16 protein-coding genes are annotated in these 17,073 nt (G+C 56.4%); 9 read left to right on the plus strand and 7 right to left on the minus strand.

Features of this window, described 5'->3' with window-relative positions; genetic code table 11:
• Window positions 1–40 precede the first annotated feature (40 nt).
• From NQT62_RS10610 to groL, 3 genes are all read left to right on the plus strand, one after another.
• The gene (locus tag NQT62_RS10610) at window positions 41–1,054 is read left to right on the plus strand and encodes a TRAP transporter substrate-binding protein (RefSeq protein ID WP_256764674.1); all 1,014 of its coding nucleotides are present in this window, start codon (window positions 41–43) and stop codon (window positions 1,052–1,054) included.
• A gap of 152 nt (window positions 1,055–1,206) precedes the next feature.
• Window positions 1,207–1,497 (plus strand): co-chaperone GroES, encoded by a 291-nt coding sequence (locus NQT62_RS10615; protein WP_256764675.1) that lies wholly within the window; start codon window positions 1,207–1,209, stop codon window positions 1,495–1,497.
• A 55-nt stretch (window positions 1,498–1,552) separates the two neighbouring features.
• The gene (gene groL, locus NQT62_RS10620) at window positions 1,553–3,199 is read left to right on the plus strand and encodes a chaperonin GroEL (RefSeq protein ID WP_256764676.1); all 1,647 of its coding nucleotides are present in this window, start codon (window positions 1,553–1,555) and stop codon (window positions 3,197–3,199) included.
• Between the two features lie 87 nt (window positions 3,200–3,286).
• On the opposite strand, the gene NQT62_RS10625 is transcribed toward groL, so the two are convergent.
• A complete protein-coding gene (locus NQT62_RS10625) occupies window positions 3,287–4,954 on the minus strand; it encodes a methyl-accepting chemotaxis protein (protein ID WP_256764677.1) in 1,668 nt (555 codons plus the stop codon).
• A 270-nt stretch (window positions 4,955–5,224) separates the two neighbouring features.
• Between NQT62_RS10625 and NQT62_RS10630 the strand changes: the two genes are divergently transcribed.
• From NQT62_RS10630 to NQT62_RS10640, 3 genes are all read left to right on the plus strand, one after another.
• Complete coding sequence (locus tag NQT62_RS10630) at window positions 5,225–5,476, plus strand: type B 50S ribosomal protein L31 (RefSeq protein ID WP_256764678.1); 252 nt, start codon at window positions 5,225–5,227, stop codon at window positions 5,474–5,476.
• A gap of 137 nt (window positions 5,477–5,613) precedes the next feature.
• Window positions 5,614–7,434 carry a hypothetical protein gene (locus NQT62_RS10635; RefSeq protein ID WP_256764679.1) on the plus strand — a complete coding sequence of 607 codons (1,821 nt, stop codon included), beginning with the start codon at window positions 5,614–5,616 and terminating at the stop codon, window positions 7,432–7,434.
• Window positions 7,421–8,788 (plus strand): MATE family efflux transporter, encoded by a 1,368-nt coding sequence (locus NQT62_RS10640; RefSeq protein WP_256764680.1) that lies wholly within the window; start codon window positions 7,421–7,423, stop codon window positions 8,786–8,788. Before NQT62_RS10635 ends, NQT62_RS10640 begins: the two co-directional genes overlap by 14 nt.
• On the opposite strand, the gene orn is transcribed toward NQT62_RS10640, so the two are convergent.
• A complete protein-coding gene (gene orn / locus NQT62_RS10645; RefSeq protein WP_256764681.1) occupies window positions 8,785–9,396 on the minus strand; it encodes an oligoribonuclease in 612 nt (203 codons plus the stop codon). The two genes, NQT62_RS10640 and orn, sit on opposite strands and share 4 nt — an antisense overlap.
• Window positions 9,397–9,484: 88 nt before the next feature.
• On the opposite strand from orn, the gene NQT62_RS10650 reads away from it, so the two are divergent.
• The 3 genes from NQT62_RS10650 to rsgA are packed head-to-tail and all read left to right on the plus strand — an operon-like array spanning window position 9,485 to window position 12,143.
• Window positions 9,485–10,774 carry a M48 family metallopeptidase gene (locus NQT62_RS10650; protein ID WP_256764885.1) on the plus strand — a complete coding sequence of 430 codons (1,290 nt, stop codon included), beginning with the start codon at window positions 9,485–9,487 and terminating at the stop codon, window positions 10,772–10,774.
• A 53-nt stretch (window positions 10,775–10,827) separates the two neighbouring features.
• Complete coding sequence (locus NQT62_RS10655; protein ID WP_256764682.1) at window positions 10,828–11,157, plus strand: 4a-hydroxytetrahydrobiopterin dehydratase; 330 nt, start codon at window positions 10,828–10,830, stop codon at window positions 11,155–11,157.
• 17 nt (window positions 11,158–11,174) lie between these two features.
• The gene (rsgA, locus tag NQT62_RS10660) at window positions 11,175–12,143 is read left to right on the plus strand and encodes a ribosome small subunit-dependent GTPase A (protein ID WP_256764683.1); all 969 of its coding nucleotides are present in this window, start codon (window positions 11,175–11,177) and stop codon (window positions 12,141–12,143) included.
• Here rsgA and ampE read toward each other — a convergent pair.
• From ampE to murU, 5 genes are read right to left on the minus strand one after another with little or no spacing between them, the layout of a single operon-like run.
• Window positions 12,134–13,117: a regulatory signaling modulator protein AmpE gene (gene ampE, locus NQT62_RS10665; protein ID WP_256764684.1), complete on the minus strand. Its 984-nt coding sequence runs from the start codon at window positions 13,115–13,117 to the stop codon at window positions 12,134–12,136. The two genes, rsgA and ampE, sit on opposite strands and share 10 nt — an antisense overlap.
• 25 nt (window positions 13,118–13,142) lie before the next feature.
• Entirely contained in the window at window positions 13,143–13,772 is a 630-nt protein-coding gene (locus tag NQT62_RS10670; RefSeq protein ID WP_256764685.1) for a CoA pyrophosphatase, read from the minus strand.
• A 2-nt stretch (window positions 13,773–13,774) separates the two neighbouring features.
• A complete protein-coding gene (locus tag NQT62_RS10675) occupies window positions 13,775–14,974 on the minus strand; it encodes an FAD-dependent monooxygenase (RefSeq protein WP_256764686.1) in 1,200 nt (399 codons plus the stop codon).
• Window positions 14,971–16,365: an aminopeptidase P N-terminal domain-containing protein gene (locus tag NQT62_RS10680; protein ID WP_256764687.1), complete on the minus strand. Its 1,395-nt coding sequence runs from the start codon at window positions 16,363–16,365 to the stop codon at window positions 14,971–14,973. The genes NQT62_RS10675 and NQT62_RS10680 overlap by 4 nt, the downstream gene beginning before the upstream one ends.
• Complete coding sequence (murU, locus tag NQT62_RS10685) at window positions 16,362–17,072, minus strand: N-acetylmuramate alpha-1-phosphate uridylyltransferase MurU (protein WP_256764688.1); 711 nt, start codon at window positions 17,070–17,072, stop codon at window positions 16,362–16,364. Before murU ends, NQT62_RS10680 begins: the two co-directional genes overlap by 4 nt.
• Window position 17,073 lies beyond the last annotated feature (1 nt).

Here is a 17,073-nt window from a genome sequence, read left to right on the forward strand (position 1 = left end):
CTCTGGGATGTTTGAAAGAAACTCCTAAAAAGTCCACACGATGAAACAACCTGTCCTGATGGCAGCGGCCATTCTGACCAGCATGCTGTTGACCGCCACGGCACAGGCCAAACCGAGCATCGTCATCCGGTTCAGTCATGTGGTTGAAGAAGACACCCCGAAAGGGCAGGCTGCCTTGGAATTCAAGCGACTCGTTGAATCGCGCTCTCGCGGCCGTGTGCAAGTTCAGGTATACCCCAACTCCTCGCTGTACAAAGACAAGGAAGAGCTGGAGGCTCTGCAATTGGGCGCTGTGGAGATGCTGGCCCCCTCGCTGGCAAAATTTGGTCAACTGGGCCTGCGGGATTTCGAAGTATTCGACCTACCTTATATTTTTCCCAACAGAGATACCCTGAACACGGTGACACGCGGCCCAATCGGCAGAAAACTGTTTGAGCAACTGGAGGCTCGGGGCATTAAAGGGCTGGCATACTGGGACAACGGTTTCAAGGTGATGAGCTCAAACACCCCCCTGCGTTTTCCGGAAGACCTCAAAGGCAAGCGCATGCGGATACAGCCCTCCCGGGTGATTGAAGCACAAATGGAAGCACTGGGGGCAACCCCCATCCCACTGGCGTTCTCCGATGCGTACGCCGCACTGGAAACCGGCCTGGTGGACGGCACGGAAAACCCGCCATCCAACCTGTTTTCCAAAAACATGCACCTGGTTCAAAAATATGTGGCGGTGACCAATCATGGTTACCTGGGTTATGCGGTCATCGTGAACAAGAAATTTTGGGATGGTTTGCCTGGGGATGTGCGCAAACTGCTGGATGACAGCCTGGAGGAAGCCACCCGTAAAAACAACCAGGAAGCGGACAAACTCAACCGTGCAGCCCTGGATGCCGTCAAAAAATCCAAAAAAACGCAGGTCAATGAACTGACCGATGCGGAGCGTGCCGTCTGGCGCAAAGCCCTTGAACCGGTTTACCGCAAAATGGAAGGTCGCATTGACCGGGACCTGATCAACGCCATTCGCCGCGTTGCCGAGAACTCCACACAGCCGGCCTACTAAATTTCCACCGCAACCCCGATTTTCAAGCAGCCCCTCTTGAAATGAAGCCAGGTCGTCCCTATTATTAGCACTCAGTGACGGTGAGTGCTAACAATTCCCGTCCAAATTCCCTTAAGCAATTCATTTTCAAGACAAATTTAGGAGTGGTTTCCATGAACATTCGTCCGTTGCATGATCGTGTGATCGTGAAGCGCCTCGACAGCGAGCGCACCACAGCATCCGGTATCGTGATCCCCGAAGCAGCCGCCGAAAAGCCTGACCAGGGCGAAATCCTGGCCGTAGGCCCTGGCAAGCGTGACGACTCCGGCAAGCTGATTCCCATGGATGTCAAAGTGGGCCAGCGCGTGCTGTTCGGCAAGTATGCCGGCCAAACCATCAAGGTGGACGGCAAGGAAGTACTGGTCATGCGCGAAGAAGACATCATGGGCGTGATCGAGGCTTAATTTACAAGCCTTACTTGCAAGCCCAATTTCAAGAATTCAGAGAGGAAGATTAAACATGGCAGCTAAAGAAGTATTTTTCGGCGATGATGCACGCAGCCGCATGGTGCGTGGCGTGAACATTCTGGCCAACGCAGTGAAAGTGACCCTGGGCCCCAAGGGCCGCAACGTGGTGTTGGAGCGCTCATTCGGTGCCCCCACAGTGACCAAGGACGGTGTGTCAGTGGCCAAAGAAATCGAACTGAAAGACAAGTTCGAAAATATGGGCGCCCAGATGGTGAAAGAAGTGGCTTCCAAAACCTCCGACAACGCCGGCGACGGTACAACCACCGCGACTGTGCTGGCCCAGGCCATCGTCAAGGAAGGCATGAAGTTTGTGGCTGCTGGCATGAACCCCATGGACCTCAAGCGCGGCATCGACAAGGCTGTGTCTGCAGCCATTGAAGAACTGCGTGCCTTGTCCAAACCCTGCTCCACCACCAAGGCCATCGCGCAAGTGGGCTCCATTTCCGCCAACAGCGACGAATCCATCGGCAACATCATTGCCGAAGCCATGGAAAAAGTCGGCAAGGAAGGCGTGATCACCGTTGAAGACGGCAAGAGCCTGGACAACGAACTGGACGTGGTTGAAGGCATGCAGTTCGACCGTGGCTACCTGTCCCCCTACTTCATCAACAACCAGGAAAAGCAGGTTGCTGCACTGGACAACCCGTTCGTGCTGCTGCACGACAAGAAAATCAGCAACATCCGTGACCTGCTGCCCACACTGGAACAAGTGGCCAAGGCCGGCCGCCCGTTGCTGATCGTGGCTGAAGATGTGGAAGGCGAAGCCCTGGCCACGCTGGTGGTGAACAACATTCGCGGCATTCTGAAGACTTGTTCCGTCAAGGCACCGGGTTTTGGTGACCGACGCAAAGCCATGCTGGAAGACATCGCCATCCTAACTGGTGGCGTGGTGATCTCCGAAGAAACTGGCATGAGCCTGGAACACGTGACCCTGGAACACCTGGGTCAAGCCAAGCGCATTGAAATCGGCAAAGAAAACACCACCATCATCGACGGTGCTGGCGACGCAACCAACATTGAAGCCCGCGTCAAGCAGATTCGCGCCCAAATCGAGGAAGCCACATCCGACTACGACCGTGAAAAGCTGCAAGAGCGCGTGGCCAAACTGGCCGGCGGTGTTGCCGTGATCAAGGTGGGTGCTGCCACCGAAGTGGAAATGAAAGAGAAGAAAGCCCGTGTTGAAGACGCCCTGCACGCCACGCGCGCTGCCGTGGAAGAAGGCATTGTTCCTGGCGGTGGTGTTGCCCTGCTGCGTGCACGCGCCAAGATTGCCGGCCTGAAAGGTGCCAACCCCGACCAGGACGCCGGCATCAAGATTGTGCTGCGCGCCATGGAAGAGCCACTGCGCATGATCGTGACCAACGCTGGTGAAGAGTCTTCTGTTGTAGCCAACCAAGTGATGGCTGGTGAAGGCAACTTCGGTTACAACGCCGCCACTGGCGTTTACGGCGACATGGTGGAAATGGGTGTTCTGGACCCCACCAAGGTGACTCGCACTGCGCTGCAAAACGCAGCGTCTGTGGCCTCCCTGATGCTGACCACTGACTGCATGGTTGCAGAGCTGGTGGAAGAAAAGCCTGCTGCGCCAGACATGAGCGGCATGGGTGGGATGGGTGGAATGGGCGGCATGGGCATGTAATGCCTCAACCGCGCTGCAAACCCGTCCAATTCGGGCGGGTTCGCAACACCAACAAGCGAGCCTTCGGGCTCGCTTTTTTTATGCCGCCTACACCCTGAACCGTGCTGAATCCTCGGACAACTGGGATGACAGCGCCGCCAATTCGTCCAGCGTGCGCCGTATTCCAATCACACAACTGGCATTCTCTTCCGAACGGGCAGCCAGCTTTTCAATGTCGGAAGACATCTGATGGGTGGCTTTTTGTTGCTCGGCCAGCGATGCATTCACCTCCACCACCAAACCACTGACCTCCGAAGCGGCATGTCCCAACTGGTTAAGAACAGTCCGCGCCTGTTGCATTCTGGACAGGTTGGCATTCACTGAATCGGCCCAAACCACCATTTCATCCACCGCCGATTGCGTCCCGCGTTGAATGGCACTGACCATTTGCTCGATCTCCGATGTGGACTCGGTGGTCCGTTCCGCCAGGCGACGTACCTCATCGGCCACCACAGCAAAGCCTCGTCCGCTTTCCCCGGCCCGGGCAGCCTCAATTGCGGCATTCAATGCCAGCAAATTGGTTTGCTCGGCAATCGACTCAATCGTGGCGATGATTTGTGTGATGCTTTCGGATTGCCGACCCAGTGACTGGACGGTGGTGCTTAGGCGTTCTGCTCCTTGCGCAGTCTCTTGCACATCTTGCGCAGACTGGTCAATCAAACCCTTGCCCTCGACCGACACCTGGCAGGAAACCTGGGACGCACGGGCCGTTTGATCGGCTACGCTCCCCAATTGCTGCACGCTCACGCTCAACTCTTCAACCCCTGCAGCCATGGCGCTGCTGGTATTGGCCTGCTCTTGGGCCGACTCGTCCACCGTGGAGAGCTGAGCCCGAATGTCCTGCAAAGACTCATCCAAGTGCTGGGCACGTTGACGCAGGCCTGACACCAACAGAGCAAGACTGTCGCGCATGGATTCAAATGCATGGGCAACACTGCCCACCGGTGCATTGTGTGCTGTTTGCTGTTGATGGACAGTGAGGTCACCCTGGGCGATGCGCTGCGACATCTGCGACAGGTCCGAAGGCTCCATGCCCAGTTGTCCAATAATGGATCGTGTAAAACCATACAGACAGGCGCAGAGTGCCAACAGGGTCATTCCCAGTGCGCCATTGAGCCACAGACTGAGGTTTGTGATGCTGTGGTCAATGATGGCTTTCAGTTGAGCGGTCGCCGCCTGTTGGGCGGCCTCGCTGTCCTTGAGCAAGGCATTTCCGGAAGCCACCACCGCCCGGTCAATGCCATTGACTGCAGCATCCAGCCGCATGTATTGCAGGTCATCCCCTGGCACATAAAGCTTCAGTTGGGCCCTGTATTTCTGAGACACGGCATCAAACTGATCACGCCAGTCCGCCACCGCTTTCAAGCGCACTGGATTGCTGGCAATCACCGGGATGTTTTTCAAGCGATCGCTGTCTTTCACATACCCGTCGATGAATTCCTCAAATTCCCGTGAATATTTGTCACGGTGCTTTTCACTGGCGCCCCGCAGCATCACGTTCTTGAACGACGACGCCATTTTGGTGGTGTCATGAACGCCCTTGGCCACCAGCCGCGCCACCTCGCTCTCCTGGACAACACGCTCCAGCCCGCCTGCTTGCTCAGTGGACATGACATTCATCCGGGCATACAACAGCAGCCCCGTGGTCACCACCAGCAGACTGACCACGGCGATGATACCGATGGAACGTTGTTTCAATGTCCAGGATTTGTGCATGCTGACCTCCGACCCTTGCTTCAATTGACAATGTGTTAAACCCTAGTATCTGCACGATCGAACAAACTTCCGCCCCCAACATGAGCGAGTTAACGCCGAACAAATGGGTGATCAACCGGACACACGCTTTTGCGTTGACGGAGCCGGTTTTTCTTTCTATACTCATGGGTTACTTGAATCAACTTAACTTTTGCAAGTGTTTGGGTATTAACAGGTTCGAAGGCATGGGGCCGAGCGAATCCACCCAATTGGCTGCAAACGGAGCGCACCATGAAAGACGGCATTCACCCAAACTACCGCGAAGTCATTTTCAAAGACATGTCCAACGGCAAAGAGTGGATCTGCCGTTCCACCGCGCCCAGCAAAGAAACCATTCAGTACGAAGGCCGTGAATTGCCTTTGATCAAACTGGACGTGTCCTCTTACTCACACCCCTTCTACACCGGTGCGCAAAACACCATCGTGGACACTGCAGGTCGTGTTGAGAAATTCCGTCGCCGCTTCGACCGCTTCAAGAAGTAAGTCGAAAACGACCCCTGCTGTTGACCACAACGGCGCACAGGCAGTCAGGCAGCCCCTGGCTGCCTTTTGTATTTCTTGGCCCGGAATTGGCATGAACCGGCCTCCGAATTGATCCGATTCGAGACACAATAAGAACCATGGTCCTGACTGCTGCCCTCACCGCTTCAAACAACGCGCGACTGTCCAGACGCCTACTATGGGGTTTGATCCTCTTGTACGTGCTCCCGGGTTTGTTTGCACGAACGCCCTGGAAACCGGAGGACTCCACCGGTTTTGGTCAAAGCTTTCATTTTTTTAAAGTGCCTGTCGAACAGTGGGCCTATTCACAGATTGGCGATCGCCTGTATGTCGAGGGCGGGCTTGCAGCGGCCTGGTTGGCAGGCCTGCTGGGCAAGCTGGTCAGTTTCACCGGCATTCCCTACGCCTGGCTGGACGATGCCATGCGCCTGGGCAATGTGTTCTGGCTCATTTTAGCGGGCTGGGCCATCTGGAATACCACCTATCGCCTGGCCAAACGGGTTGAACTTCAACCGGAAGACCCACTGGGCGCGGCACCCACGCGGGTGGATTACGCCCGGGCAGTGGCAGATGCCTCGGTACTCTGTCTGCTGGCCACGCTGGGGCTGCTCGTCAAGGCACACACGCAAGTTCCGGAAGTGGCTGAACTGGCGGGCCTGTCCATCATTTTGTTGGCTGCAGTGCGCTCCCTAGACAGACCCATCGGTGCCGGCTGGATGTTGGGCTGGGGCATCGTGATCGCATTCTTCGCCCGCGGCTGGGCACACTGGCTGCCATTCCTGCTTTTGCTATTGATCAGCAGCGTCTCGCACCCATCCATGCGGTTTGGATTGTTGCGACGGATTCTCCGGGCCTTGGCCATCCTCGCCATGGGCTTGGTACCGTGGTTCATCTGGCTGATGAGCCTCAAACATGGCGAAGCCTGGTGGCATGCCTGGATGACCTGGAATGCCCAGCGTTTTCTGATTCTGGACCCCAGCAAATCATTGGACACGGCCACATTGGTGATCGCGCTGAAAACCAGCTTGTGGTTTTTGTGGCCGATTTTACCGATGGCTGGCTGGACACTGTGGCGCTATCGATCCGCCTTCCAGGAACCGTCGATGCGAATTCCCATGGCTGCTGCCCTGGCTGGTTTTGTGGTGTTGTTAATCACCAATCCATCCGAGGAAGCCAACTACATTCCCTTGCTGCCCCCCTTGTCCGTGCTGGCCGCACTGGGACTCTCCACCATGCGGCGCGGTTTGATCAGCCTGATCGACTGGTTTGCGGTATTGTGTTTCACCCTGATCGCGGTCTTGGTCTGGTTGGGCTGGACAGCCGCCACGTTTGGTTTTCCGGCCAAAATTGCAGCCAATTTCGAGAAACTTTCGCCGGGCTACGTTCCCGACGTCGTCGGTCTGGAGTTGGTGGTGGCGATGCTGGCCACCTATGCCTGGGTCCGTCTCATCATTTGGCGGACCACATCGAGAAAGAAAGCCCTGTGGCGCCCCATGGTTCTGTCCTGTGGCGGGATTATCCTGATCTGGTTGCTCATGATGACACTGTGGATCCCCCGCATCGACTACGCAAAAACCTTCAAAATGGTCGGACAGCAGTTGGCAACCACGGTCGCCCGGGAAGGTGGACAGGGCCCCCATTGCGTTCGGGATTTCAACTTGGGCGATGCACAACGGGGCACGTTGGAATACCATTCAGCGCTCACTTTCTACAGTCGGCAATCGGCCGTGGAAAAGCACCAATGCCGATTCCTGATTTTGCAAGACGACACCCGCAGGGCATTCCCGGTCAAATTTGAATTCGAGCAGAGCCAAGGTGCCGAATGGCAACAGGTGTGGAGTGGGCGACGAAATTCGGACAAGTACGAGTTCTTCTTCCTGTACCAACAGAAAAGCGATTGGCTGAACAACCACCCAACCCCCAACAATGCAGCACCATGAGGTTGAACAAGCGGCGGCCCACCCGCGTCGGGCCCTGATCCGCCAGGCCATACCCATTCTGGTCGGCCAATTGGCCGTGATGGCCAACGGCTTGGTGGACAGCATGATGGCCGGGCATGCTGGTTCGGATGTCTTAGCAGCCATGGCAGTGGGGTCATCGGTGTACATCAGCTTGTATGTGGGGCTGATGGGCGTCATCATCGGACTCACCCCCATCTGCTCGGGCCATTACGGTGCCGGGCAATACGCCGAGGTGGGCAAGGATGCCGCGCAAGGTGTCTGGATCGCACTGCTCTTGAGCGCCTTGGGTTTGCTGGTGTTGTTCAACCCCGATTTTCTGTTTTCAATCACCGCCACACCACCCAGCATTGCCACGGCGGCCAAAGGCTATTTGACGGGCATTGGTGTGGGTCTGCCTGCTGCACTGGTCTTCCGGGTTTTTTATGCCATGAATCAGTCCATCTCGCGCCCCGGTGTGGTGATGGCGCTTCAGGTGTTGATGTTGGCCCTGAAGGTTCCACTGAATGTGTGGTTCATGCAGGGGGGTTGGGGGCTGCCCGCATTGGGTGCAGCCGGCTTTGGCTGGGCTACAGCATTGACAATGTGGGTGGTGCTGGGTGTGTCCGTGGTGATGTGGAAAACCGATACCCGATACGCGCCATTTCGAATTCATCGCTGGGTAGGACCCGACGCCAAACGTTTGCTCAATATTCTGAAATTGGGGCTGCCGATCGGAGGTTCTTACCTGATCGAAGTGACGTCATTTACCTTCATTGCCTTGCTGGTGTCTCGGTTTGGTGTCAACCAGGTGGGCAGTCATCAGATTGTGTCGAACATGGCGGCAGTGGCTTACATGATGTGTCTGGCCATGGGCAACGCCACGACCGTGATGGCAGCCCAACAATTGGGCGCGGGTGCACCACGGGTTGCTGTGGCCATGGTCAAACGGGGGCTGGAACTGGCCATGGGTATTGCCACCCTGGTGTGCGTCTTGTTCTATGTCTTTGATCGACCGCTGATCGAACTGTACACACAGGACGAAACCACGATCGCTGTGGCGCTCTCGCTGATGCCTTGGGTCATCGCTTACCACTTTATCGACGCCATACAGACGGTCTGTTCATTTTCACTGCGGGCCTACAAAGTGTCGGGCCGCCCCATGTTGATTTACTTCATGGCCTTGTGGGTGGTGGGCATTGGGGGCGGCATGTGGCTGGGCGTGTGGCAGGCCTCCCCTCTTCAAGCGAAGGGTTTCTGGATGGCCGGCGTGGCAGGCTTGCTGCTGGCTGCACTTGGCTTGGGGAGCTTGCTGGTTTACACCATTCGACGCAGCATTAGGCAGGCAGCCCATTAAATACCGGGAATGTCCTCAGCCGGCACAATGAAGTGCTCACGGTAAAACCGCAATTCATCAATGGACTCGTGAATATCCGACAGCGCCGTGTGTTTGGTTTTCTTGACAAACTGCCGCGCAGTGCTTGGGTTCCAGCGTTTGCACAATTCTTTCAACGTGCTCACATCCAGGTTTCGGTAATGGAAATAAGCTTCCAGCCTGGGCATGTAGCGTGCCATGAAGCGGCGGTCCTGGCAGATGCTGTTGCCACACATGGGGCTTTTGTTGGGGCCAATGTACTGCGACAGAAAATCAAGCAGCAGTTGTTCGCCCTGCTCCTCCGACATGGTCGACTCGCGCACCCGTTGGGTGAGCCCTGAACGGCCGTGTGTGCTGGTGTTCCAGGCATCCATCCCATTGAGAATGTCATCAGACTGGTGGATGGCCAACACAGGCCCTTCGGCCAACACGTTCAGATTGCTGTCGGTTACCACGATCGCCACCTCAATAATGCGGTCCGTCATCGGGTTCAAGCCGGTCATTTCCATGTCCACCCACAGCAATCGCGAGTCATCGCGCGGCAGGGTGGCGGGTGCTGGGCTGGCAGCGGCGGCGTTGGCTTGTGACATAATCAGAGTAAGAGCAAGAGTTTCGTGGACGAGTCGTATTGTCGCACAGGGTCCAGACTCCTGCTGAATGTTCAAAGGTGAGTGCGTGATGGTTTTTACAGAAGTCTTTGTGGCCGTGGTGGCTGTGAGTTTGGTCTTGCGCTTGTACCTGGCGACCCGCCAGGTCAACAATATCGCCCGGCACAGGGCCAGCGTGCCAGCCGACTTTGCTGGTCAAATTTCACTCGAGGCCCACCAGAAAGCCGCGGACTATTCCATCACCAAAACCCGACTGGGCATGCTGAACATCGGGCTGGAAGCCATCATCCTGATTGGCTTTACTTTGCTGGGTGGTCTTCAAGTCATCCAAACACTATCTGCCCAATGGGCCACTGGTTTGTGGGCCGGGCTGGCCCTGATTGCCGCAGTCGGTTTGCTGGGCAGTGTACTCGACCTGCCGCTGTCTTATTACAAACAGTTTGTGGTGGAAGCACGCTTCGGCTTTAACCGCATGAGCAAGGGCCTGTTTTTTGCGGATTGGGCCAAAGGGCTGCTGTTGGGCACCCTGCTGGGTGGTCCATTGGTGTTTGTGGTGCTGTATTTGATGCGTCAAGCGGGTCAGCAGTGGTGGCTGTGGGCCTGGATGGTGTGGTTTGGCTTTAGCCTTCTGATGATGTGGTTGTTTCCCACCGTCATCGCCCCCTTGTTCAACAAGTTCACTCCACTGGAAGACGGCGCAACGCGACAACGTATTCTCAACCTGTTGAACCGCTGCGGATTTGACTCCAGCGGCTTGTTTGTGATGGACGGCAGCAAGCGCTCTGCCCATGGCAACGCTTACTTCAGCGGCATGGGCAAAGCCAAACGGATTGTGTTTTTCGATACATTACTGGCCCGTTTAAACGATGATCAAATTGAGGCTGTTTTGGCCCACGAACTGGGGCACTTCAAGAAAAAACACATTGTTAAACACTTGGTGTTTTCAGGCATCGGCAGCCTGCTGATGTTCTGGGCACTGGGAAAATTGGCCAGTACCACCTGGTTTTACACGGGGCTGGGTGTCACGCCCGACCTGTTGAACGGTTCGGAAGCCATGGCCTTGGTGTTGTTCATGATGGTGCTGCCTTACTTCACATTCCCAATTCGCCCGGTGATGTCTTGGTTGAGTCGAAAGCATGAGTTTGAGGCAGATGCCTATGCCGCAGACCAGAGCGCACCACAACACTTGGTCAGCGCCTTGGTCAAGCTGTATCAGGACAATGCCGCCACACTGACACCTGACCCGGTTCACTCCGCGTTCTACGACAGCCATCCGCCCGCTTCCATCCGGATCCAACGGTTGAAAGAACGCATGGGAGGCGCCGTGTGGCCCCGCCTTGATACCCGGGGGGCCCAGTGAATACAGCAAACCCATCGGACAACGGGACACGCCCGGCAGCTGACTGGTTATACGTGCCCTGCAGACACCTGGACACCGCTTGGTCCGGGGAACAGGTTGCCAGCCAATTGAAGGAATTTCCGCACTGGGCTGTGGAGTTTTCAGCCCATTCTGCACAGCCCATCTGTTTGTGGCGCACCTATGCGTTTGCCAACTTTGAAGGCGTGAAAATGGCTGTACACGCCCTGATGCACCTGGCCGATGATGAAGACCACCACCCCGATGTTCATTTTGGCTACAACCGCCTTACCGTGAAATGGAGCACGCACAGCGCGGGCGGCGTGTCGGACAATGATTGGGCCTGTGCTGCAAAGCTGGATGACGCCTTGCGTCATGTCGGCTGAACCCAGGGTCACACATTTTGGGAAAAATCAAATTTTCAGCCAAAGGTAAACCCACGGTGAGCGCAGTGGACCAGGACATACTGAGCCACGCTTTGGTGGTGGCCAGCCATGGTCGCCATTTTGTGGCACGTGGCGACGACGGCAAATTGTGGCAGCTGTTTGGCAAAGGCAAGCGACGTGAAGTGGCGGTGGGCGATGAGGTCAGCATTCGACCCAGTGGCGACGAGCAAGCCTGGGTGGAGGAGATTTTGCCTCGACGAAACCTGGTGTACCGGTCAGACGCACTGAAAAGCAAACTGTTTGCTGCCAACCTGGACCAGGTGTTGCTGGTGCTGGCCATCAGTCCCCCGTATTCCACTGAGTTGTTGGGCCGAACGCTGGTGGCCTGCCAACATGCGGGTGTGCCGCTTCATGTGGTGTTCAACAAAGTGGACCTGTTCGACGATGTTCAAGAAGCCATGGCAGAGTTCACCGAGGAATTGAATGCATGGACCCGGGGTGAATGCCCTATTCACTTTGTCAGTCTGACCGAAGCACCCCATGATGCACAGGCTCACATGCTGAGCTTGCTGGAGCACAAGCGAACATTGATACTGGGTCAATCAGGGATGGGAAAATCCACGTTGATCAATCTGTTGATTCCGGAAGCCCGAGCCAGCACCAACGAGATTTCCATGGCTCTGAATGCGGGCAAACACACCACCACCCACACGCAAATGCATGTTGGTGACGCCGGATTGGAATTGATCGACTCGCCTGGATTTCAGGCATTTGGATTATTTCACCTGTCGGAAGACGAATTGCTGGACGCATTCCCGGATATTGCGAAACCTGGTCTGCGTTGCCGGTTTGCCAATTGCCAACACCTTCGCGAACCGGATTGTGCAGTCAAACTGGCACTGGGCACCACAGAATTGTCAGCAGCACGTTTTGAATTGTTCTTGCTGCTGCGCGAGGAATTGCGCAGCGGACAGGGTTATGCATGAAAAGGATTGGGCATCCAACCCAATAGCGCAAGCAACAGGCCCAGTGACAACCAGGCCACCACGCATTTCAAAATCAACTGGCGGAACTGTTGCAGGGCTTGAACAGGCGCATCATCTGAGCCTGACAAGCCAGACTCGGAACCAGAACCCAGTCCAGACGACAAACCCACAGCCGCCAGACAGGCTGCTGTGAGCGGCGCCCAATTGGAAAATCGTGATTGTGTTTGGGCAGTTCGCCAAGCCAGCATCACCTCGTCAAACTGGGACACCAAGGCCACGGTTAGCCCCAGTAAACGAGCAGGCACCCACTCCATGAGATACAACACAAAACGTGGGCTCATCAGCGCACGTTTGCCCTGCGCGTCCCACAGGTCTCCGAGGCTGGGCATTTCTTGCAAATGGGCCTGTTCGATCCACAACTGCCGCTCACGCACCACACTCCAGTGAACGGCCATGTACATCACCAGCCCTGTGGGCCCAGGCACGACCAAGTACCAGAAGATGACGGCAAAATATTGACGCAAGGCGCGCTCTGAGCCGTGGTAAACCGCCGACACCACCAACTCATCGGCCCGCTGAACATGCACTTCTGAGCCGTCATACTCTTTCATCCAATTCAGAAACAGTTCGCGCGCGCGGAAAAAATCCCCCTGATTCAAGAACAGCTGGGCCGTGGTGTATACCTCGGCAAAATGTTTAAAGCGAAGACCATACAAAATGATGGTGATGCTGACGACACCCGCCAACAGCGGCCAGGTGCCCAACAACACCTTGTTGAGGAAATACACGCCCAACGTCCACACGACCACCGGCGCCAACCATTGAAGATGCGCGGCTGACGCAACCCCCAACTTGACCAGGTCAATCTCAAACTCACGGGTCAGATGGTCCACACCGACGCGCGACCGGTCAAACAGACGATCAGGCAGCAGCGTTTCCAGAATCACCGCAATGATGAGGGCGAAATATGACATGACCAGTGGTGTGGGTTGGACAGCCTTATAGGCCTGCACTGAGGAAATTGTACAGGTTGCGGATCATGGCAGCCGTCGCGCCCCAAATGAAATACTCGCGACTGTTGTCCGGCGCAGGGTATGGCATGGCGTAAAAGGTCCGCGGGCCCATGGGTGTCTGCAAACTGCGCGTTTGGTGATTGGCTGGGTTCATCAGAAAATCCAGCGGCACCTCAAACACTTCGGCCACTTCGAAGCTGTCCAGTGTTAATTCAAATTCGGGCTGCACCAACGCCACCACCGGGGTCACCAAAAAGTTGGTGGCGGTTTGGTACACCGGCATGGTGCCCAGCACCTCAATGTGTTGACGGTGAAGACCAACCTCTTCCTCGGTTTCACGCAAAGCTGTCTCAATCGGATGACCATCTTCGGGTTCACTGCGACCGCCGGGGAAACTGATTTGCCCTGCATGGTCGTTCAGGTGTGCAGTTCGCTGCGTGAGCAGTACATGCAAACCGCGCTCCCGCAGCACAATCGGCACCAAAACCGCTGCATCCGCTGGCTCGCGATCCTTGAAAAATCGTTCCTCCAAGGGTTCGGGTGTCCATTGAATACTGGCCATGCGCTGAAAACGTTCGCGCAACAAGATCTCAGTCCACAAGCGGTCGGTCAACATGGTCAGGCAGCCAGTCCGAACAACATCAGCTCGGCGAATTGTTTGCGCAAAGGCGGCGTGAACTCCATCAAGTTCAACGCCATTTGCCGGCCTGCACCCAACAGTGCGTTCTGGTTTGAAAAACCTTTCACCATCAGGTCTGTCAGACGGACCACCGCGTTTCGATCAACGGATCGCGCTCGCTCAAAATCTGTCAGTGCACCAATGAGCAAGGCTTCGTCCGCCACAATGGCGGGCGACACACTGCGAACCAGTTGGGCAGCATCTCGCAAACCAAGGTTCAAGCCTTGTCCGGCCACCGGATGTAAAATTTGGGCTGCATTGCCAATCGCGACCCGACGCCCCTGTACCAGCCGCTCGCACCAATTCATGCCCAGCGGGAACATTTTTCGGGCCGCAGTACTGTGCACCACCACCCGTCGACCAAATTGCGCCCGCAATTCATCGAAAAAAGCGTGATCTGGCAAAGCCATTCGCCGATCAACCTCGGTTTTGGGTGCACACCACACCAGCGAATAGTTTTGCTGGTTGCTTGAAATCGGCAGCAAGGCCAAAGGACCCTCGCGTGTGAACCGTTCAAATGCCAAGGTGTTGTGCTGGTCCAGCAAACCGGGTTCGACTGTGGCCGTCACCTCACTGACCAGGGCCCATTGCCCATAGTCCACCACATGGTCTCGCTCACCCGCTTCACCATACAAGCCACCCTCGGCATCCACACGCAGGCCAACGGTGTATTCAGTGCCATCGTCCAACTCCAAGATTTCCAGGGACTGATGACGGCTTCGATGGGCAAATCGCACATTGGCAGGACGGAATATCTGAACGCCACGATGGGCCAGGGCTTCCGACAAACAAGCCACCAACTCACCATAGCGCACCGTCCAACCCAAGGCGCGCAGCCCCATGTCATCGGCCTTCATGCGAACCTGCCCAAATCGCCCCTGCTCCGACACGTGGATGTGATGGATGGGTGTGGCGTTGACGGGAAAACCAAGACTGGACAGACGCAGCCGGGTGGCATCGCTGAGCGCCAAGACGCGAGGATCACCCAGGGTTGCATCCAATGGTTTGGCATCAAAAATGGCGATGCGTTGGGCGCGGTCACCCCACTGGGCCGCCAGCCAGCCAGCAAACGCCAGACCAACCGGGCCTGCGCCGACGATTGCCACATCAAAATCGGTTTGCGCGTTGTTCAAGCTCATGCCGCCCTTTTTTGCTGAACACGGTTTCTCGATTGCATCAGTGCTTGAATGTCGCTCACGGTTTTGGGGGCTTCGTGGGTGTAGATGTCGCACCCGTTGGCTGTCACGATGGCATCGTCTTCAATGCGAATGCCGATGTTCTCGAATTTCTTCGGCACGCCGCGGCCCGGGCGGATGTACAGGCCAGGCTCAATGGTCAGTATCATGCCCGGCTCCAGCTTTCGCGAGGTGTGGGGCGCCACGCCATCCTGCGGCTTTGCGGCGGGGTCACGATAACTGCCACAGTCGTGGACGTCCATGCCCAGCCAGTGGCTCGTGCGGTGCATGTAAAAACGGGTGTAGGCTTTCTGTTCAATCGCCTCTGCCAAGCTCATTTTCAGCAGCTTGAGGTCAATCAAACCCTGCGTCAGCACCCCGACCGCTGCGTCATGCGGGTCGTTGAACCGAGCGCCAGGCCGGGTGGCTGCAATCGCCGCGTACTGAGCCTCCAGCACCACCTCATACACAGCCTGTTGCGCCGCGCTGAACTGGCCATTGACCGGAAAGGTACGCGTGATGTCCGAGGCGTAGCAATCCAGCTCGCAGCCAGCATCAATCAACAACAAATCACCATCATGAAGCCGCTGGTCATTGGCGCGATAATGCAGCACACAGGCATTGGCACCGCCTGCGACAATCGACCCATACGCGGGTGCCGCTGAACCGTGTTTGCGAAAGGTGTACAGCAACTCGGCTTCCACCTCGTATTCAAACTTGCCGGGTGCAGTGGTCAACATGGCCCGTTGGTGGGCCATGGCCGAAATGGTGGCAGCCTTTTTCATGGTGGCCAGTTCGGTTTTGTCCTTGATCAAGCGAAGTTCGTCCAATGCGTGGCTGATATCGAGCACCGCATGCGGCGCGACCACACCCATGCGCGCTTTGCCCCGCAACGTTTTCAGCACATCGGCCACCGCGGCCTCCAGACGATCGTCCTCGCCCAGGCGCAAAAATACACTGGGCTGATTGGCCAGCATTTCCGTCAGGCCCTCCTCAAAATCGTCCATGCTGAAGGCTGCATCAAATCCAAATTGCAGTTGGGCAGCCGCAGGACCAAAGCGAAAGCCGTCCCAAATCTCTCGTTCTTCATGCTTGGGCCGGCAAAACAGGAAAGATTTGCTCCTGCCCGACGGCGAAACCGCCAAGGCCAGACAGGCTTCAGGTTCAGGAAAACCGGTGAGGTAATAAAAGTAGCTGTCGGAGCGAAAGGCATAGTCTGCATCGCGATTGCGCATCACTTCATGACCCGACTGGACCAAAGCCACACCACCGCCCTGTTTTTTCAATGCCAGGGCCAGACGGGCCCGCCGCTTGGCATACACACTGGGTGATTGGGTGGGATAACGACTGCTCATACACGACCTGCCTTGTGTTGAAGAAGTTGGTTCAGCTCATCCAGACGAGCGGGGGTGCCGATGTCCATCCAGCGCCCGGTGTGCAACTCACCTGTGACTGTGCCCTGTTGCATTGCACTTCGCAACAGGGGGGCGAGTTTGAATACAGTGCCAGGCACAACGGCCTGGAACAGGCTGGGCGCATACAGCCCAATGCCCGAAAATGTGAATGCGCCTTCGTGGCCCGTTCGATCATGCACGGTGTGGCCTTGCAATTCAAAATCGCCCGCCGGGTTGTGGTCTGGGTTGGGCACCATCACCAGGTGAGCCTGCTGTCCAGGTGCCCAGGACTGTTCGATATCCAAGGCCTTTTTAACCGGCCAATCGCAATGCACATCCCCGTTGATGACCAAAAATGGCGTGTCGAGGTGGTCTGGATTGAGCAAGTGCAGCGCTTGCGCAATACCCCCAGCGGTTTCCAGGGCAGTGGATTCGGCGGAATACATCAGCCGGGCACCCAATGATTGCCCATCGCCAAAATACGCCGCAATCTGTTGACCCAAATGTGCGTGGTTCACCACGATCTCGATGATACCGGCCTGAACCAATGCCTCAATGTGCCACTGCAACAGTGGCTTGCCGCCAGCTTTGAGCAACGGTTTGGGACAAACATCCGTCAAGGGGCGCATCCGTTCTCCGCGCCCAGCGGCCAGAATCATTGCTCGCATG

This window comes from Limnobacter humi (assembly GCF_024518835.1).
GTDB classification, from domain to species: Bacteria; Pseudomonadota; Gammaproteobacteria; order Burkholderiales; family Burkholderiaceae_B; genus Limnobacter; species Limnobacter humi.

Excerpts from the sequence above, each read along its gene's own strand:
- NQT62_RS10610 (WP_256764674.1), top strand. The coding sequence starts at position 41 with ATGAAACAACCTGTCCTGATGGCAGCGGCCATTCTGACCAGCATGCTG.
- NQT62_RS10615 (WP_256764675.1), top strand. The coding sequence starts at position 1,207 with ATGAACATTCGTCCGTTGCATGATCGTGTGATCGTGAAGCGCCTCGAC.
- groL (WP_256764676.1), top strand. The coding sequence starts at position 1,553 with ATGGCAGCTAAAGAAGTATTTTTCGGCGATGATGCACGCAGCCGCATG.
- NQT62_RS10625 (WP_256764677.1), bottom strand. The coding sequence starts at position 4,954 with ATGCACAAATCCTGGACATTGAAACAACGTTCCATCGGTATCATCGCC.
- NQT62_RS10630 (WP_256764678.1), top strand. The coding sequence starts at position 5,225 with ATGAAAGACGGCATTCACCCAAACTACCGCGAAGTCATTTTCAAAGAC.
- NQT62_RS10635 (WP_256764679.1), top strand. The coding sequence starts at position 5,614 with ATGGTCCTGACTGCTGCCCTCACCGCTTCAAACAACGCGCGACTGTCC.
- NQT62_RS10640 (WP_256764680.1), top strand. The coding sequence starts at position 7,421 with ATGCAGCACCATGAGGTTGAACAAGCGGCGGCCCACCCGCGTCGGGCC.
- orn (WP_256764681.1), bottom strand. The coding sequence starts at position 9,396 with ATGTCACAAGCCAACGCCGCCGCTGCCAGCCCAGCACCCGCCACCCTG.
- NQT62_RS10650 (WP_256764885.1), top strand. The coding sequence starts at position 9,485 with ATGGTTTTTACAGAAGTCTTTGTGGCCGTGGTGGCTGTGAGTTTGGTC.
- ampE (WP_256764684.1), bottom strand. The coding sequence starts at position 13,117 with ATGTCATATTTCGCCCTCATCATTGCGGTGATTCTGGAAACGCTGCTG.
- NQT62_RS10670 (WP_256764685.1), bottom strand. The coding sequence starts at position 13,772 with ATGTTGACCGACCGCTTGTGGACTGAGATCTTGTTGCGCGAACGTTTT.
- NQT62_RS10675 (WP_256764686.1), bottom strand. The coding sequence starts at position 14,974 with ATGAGCTTGAACAACGCGCAAACCGATTTTGATGTGGCAATCGTCGGC.
- NQT62_RS10680 (WP_256764687.1), bottom strand. The coding sequence starts at position 16,365 with ATGAGCAGTCGTTATCCCACCCAATCACCCAGTGTGTATGCCAAGCGG.
- murU (WP_256764688.1), bottom strand. The coding sequence starts at position 17,072 with ATGCGAGCAATGATTCTGGCCGCTGGGCGCGGAGAACGGATGCGCCCC.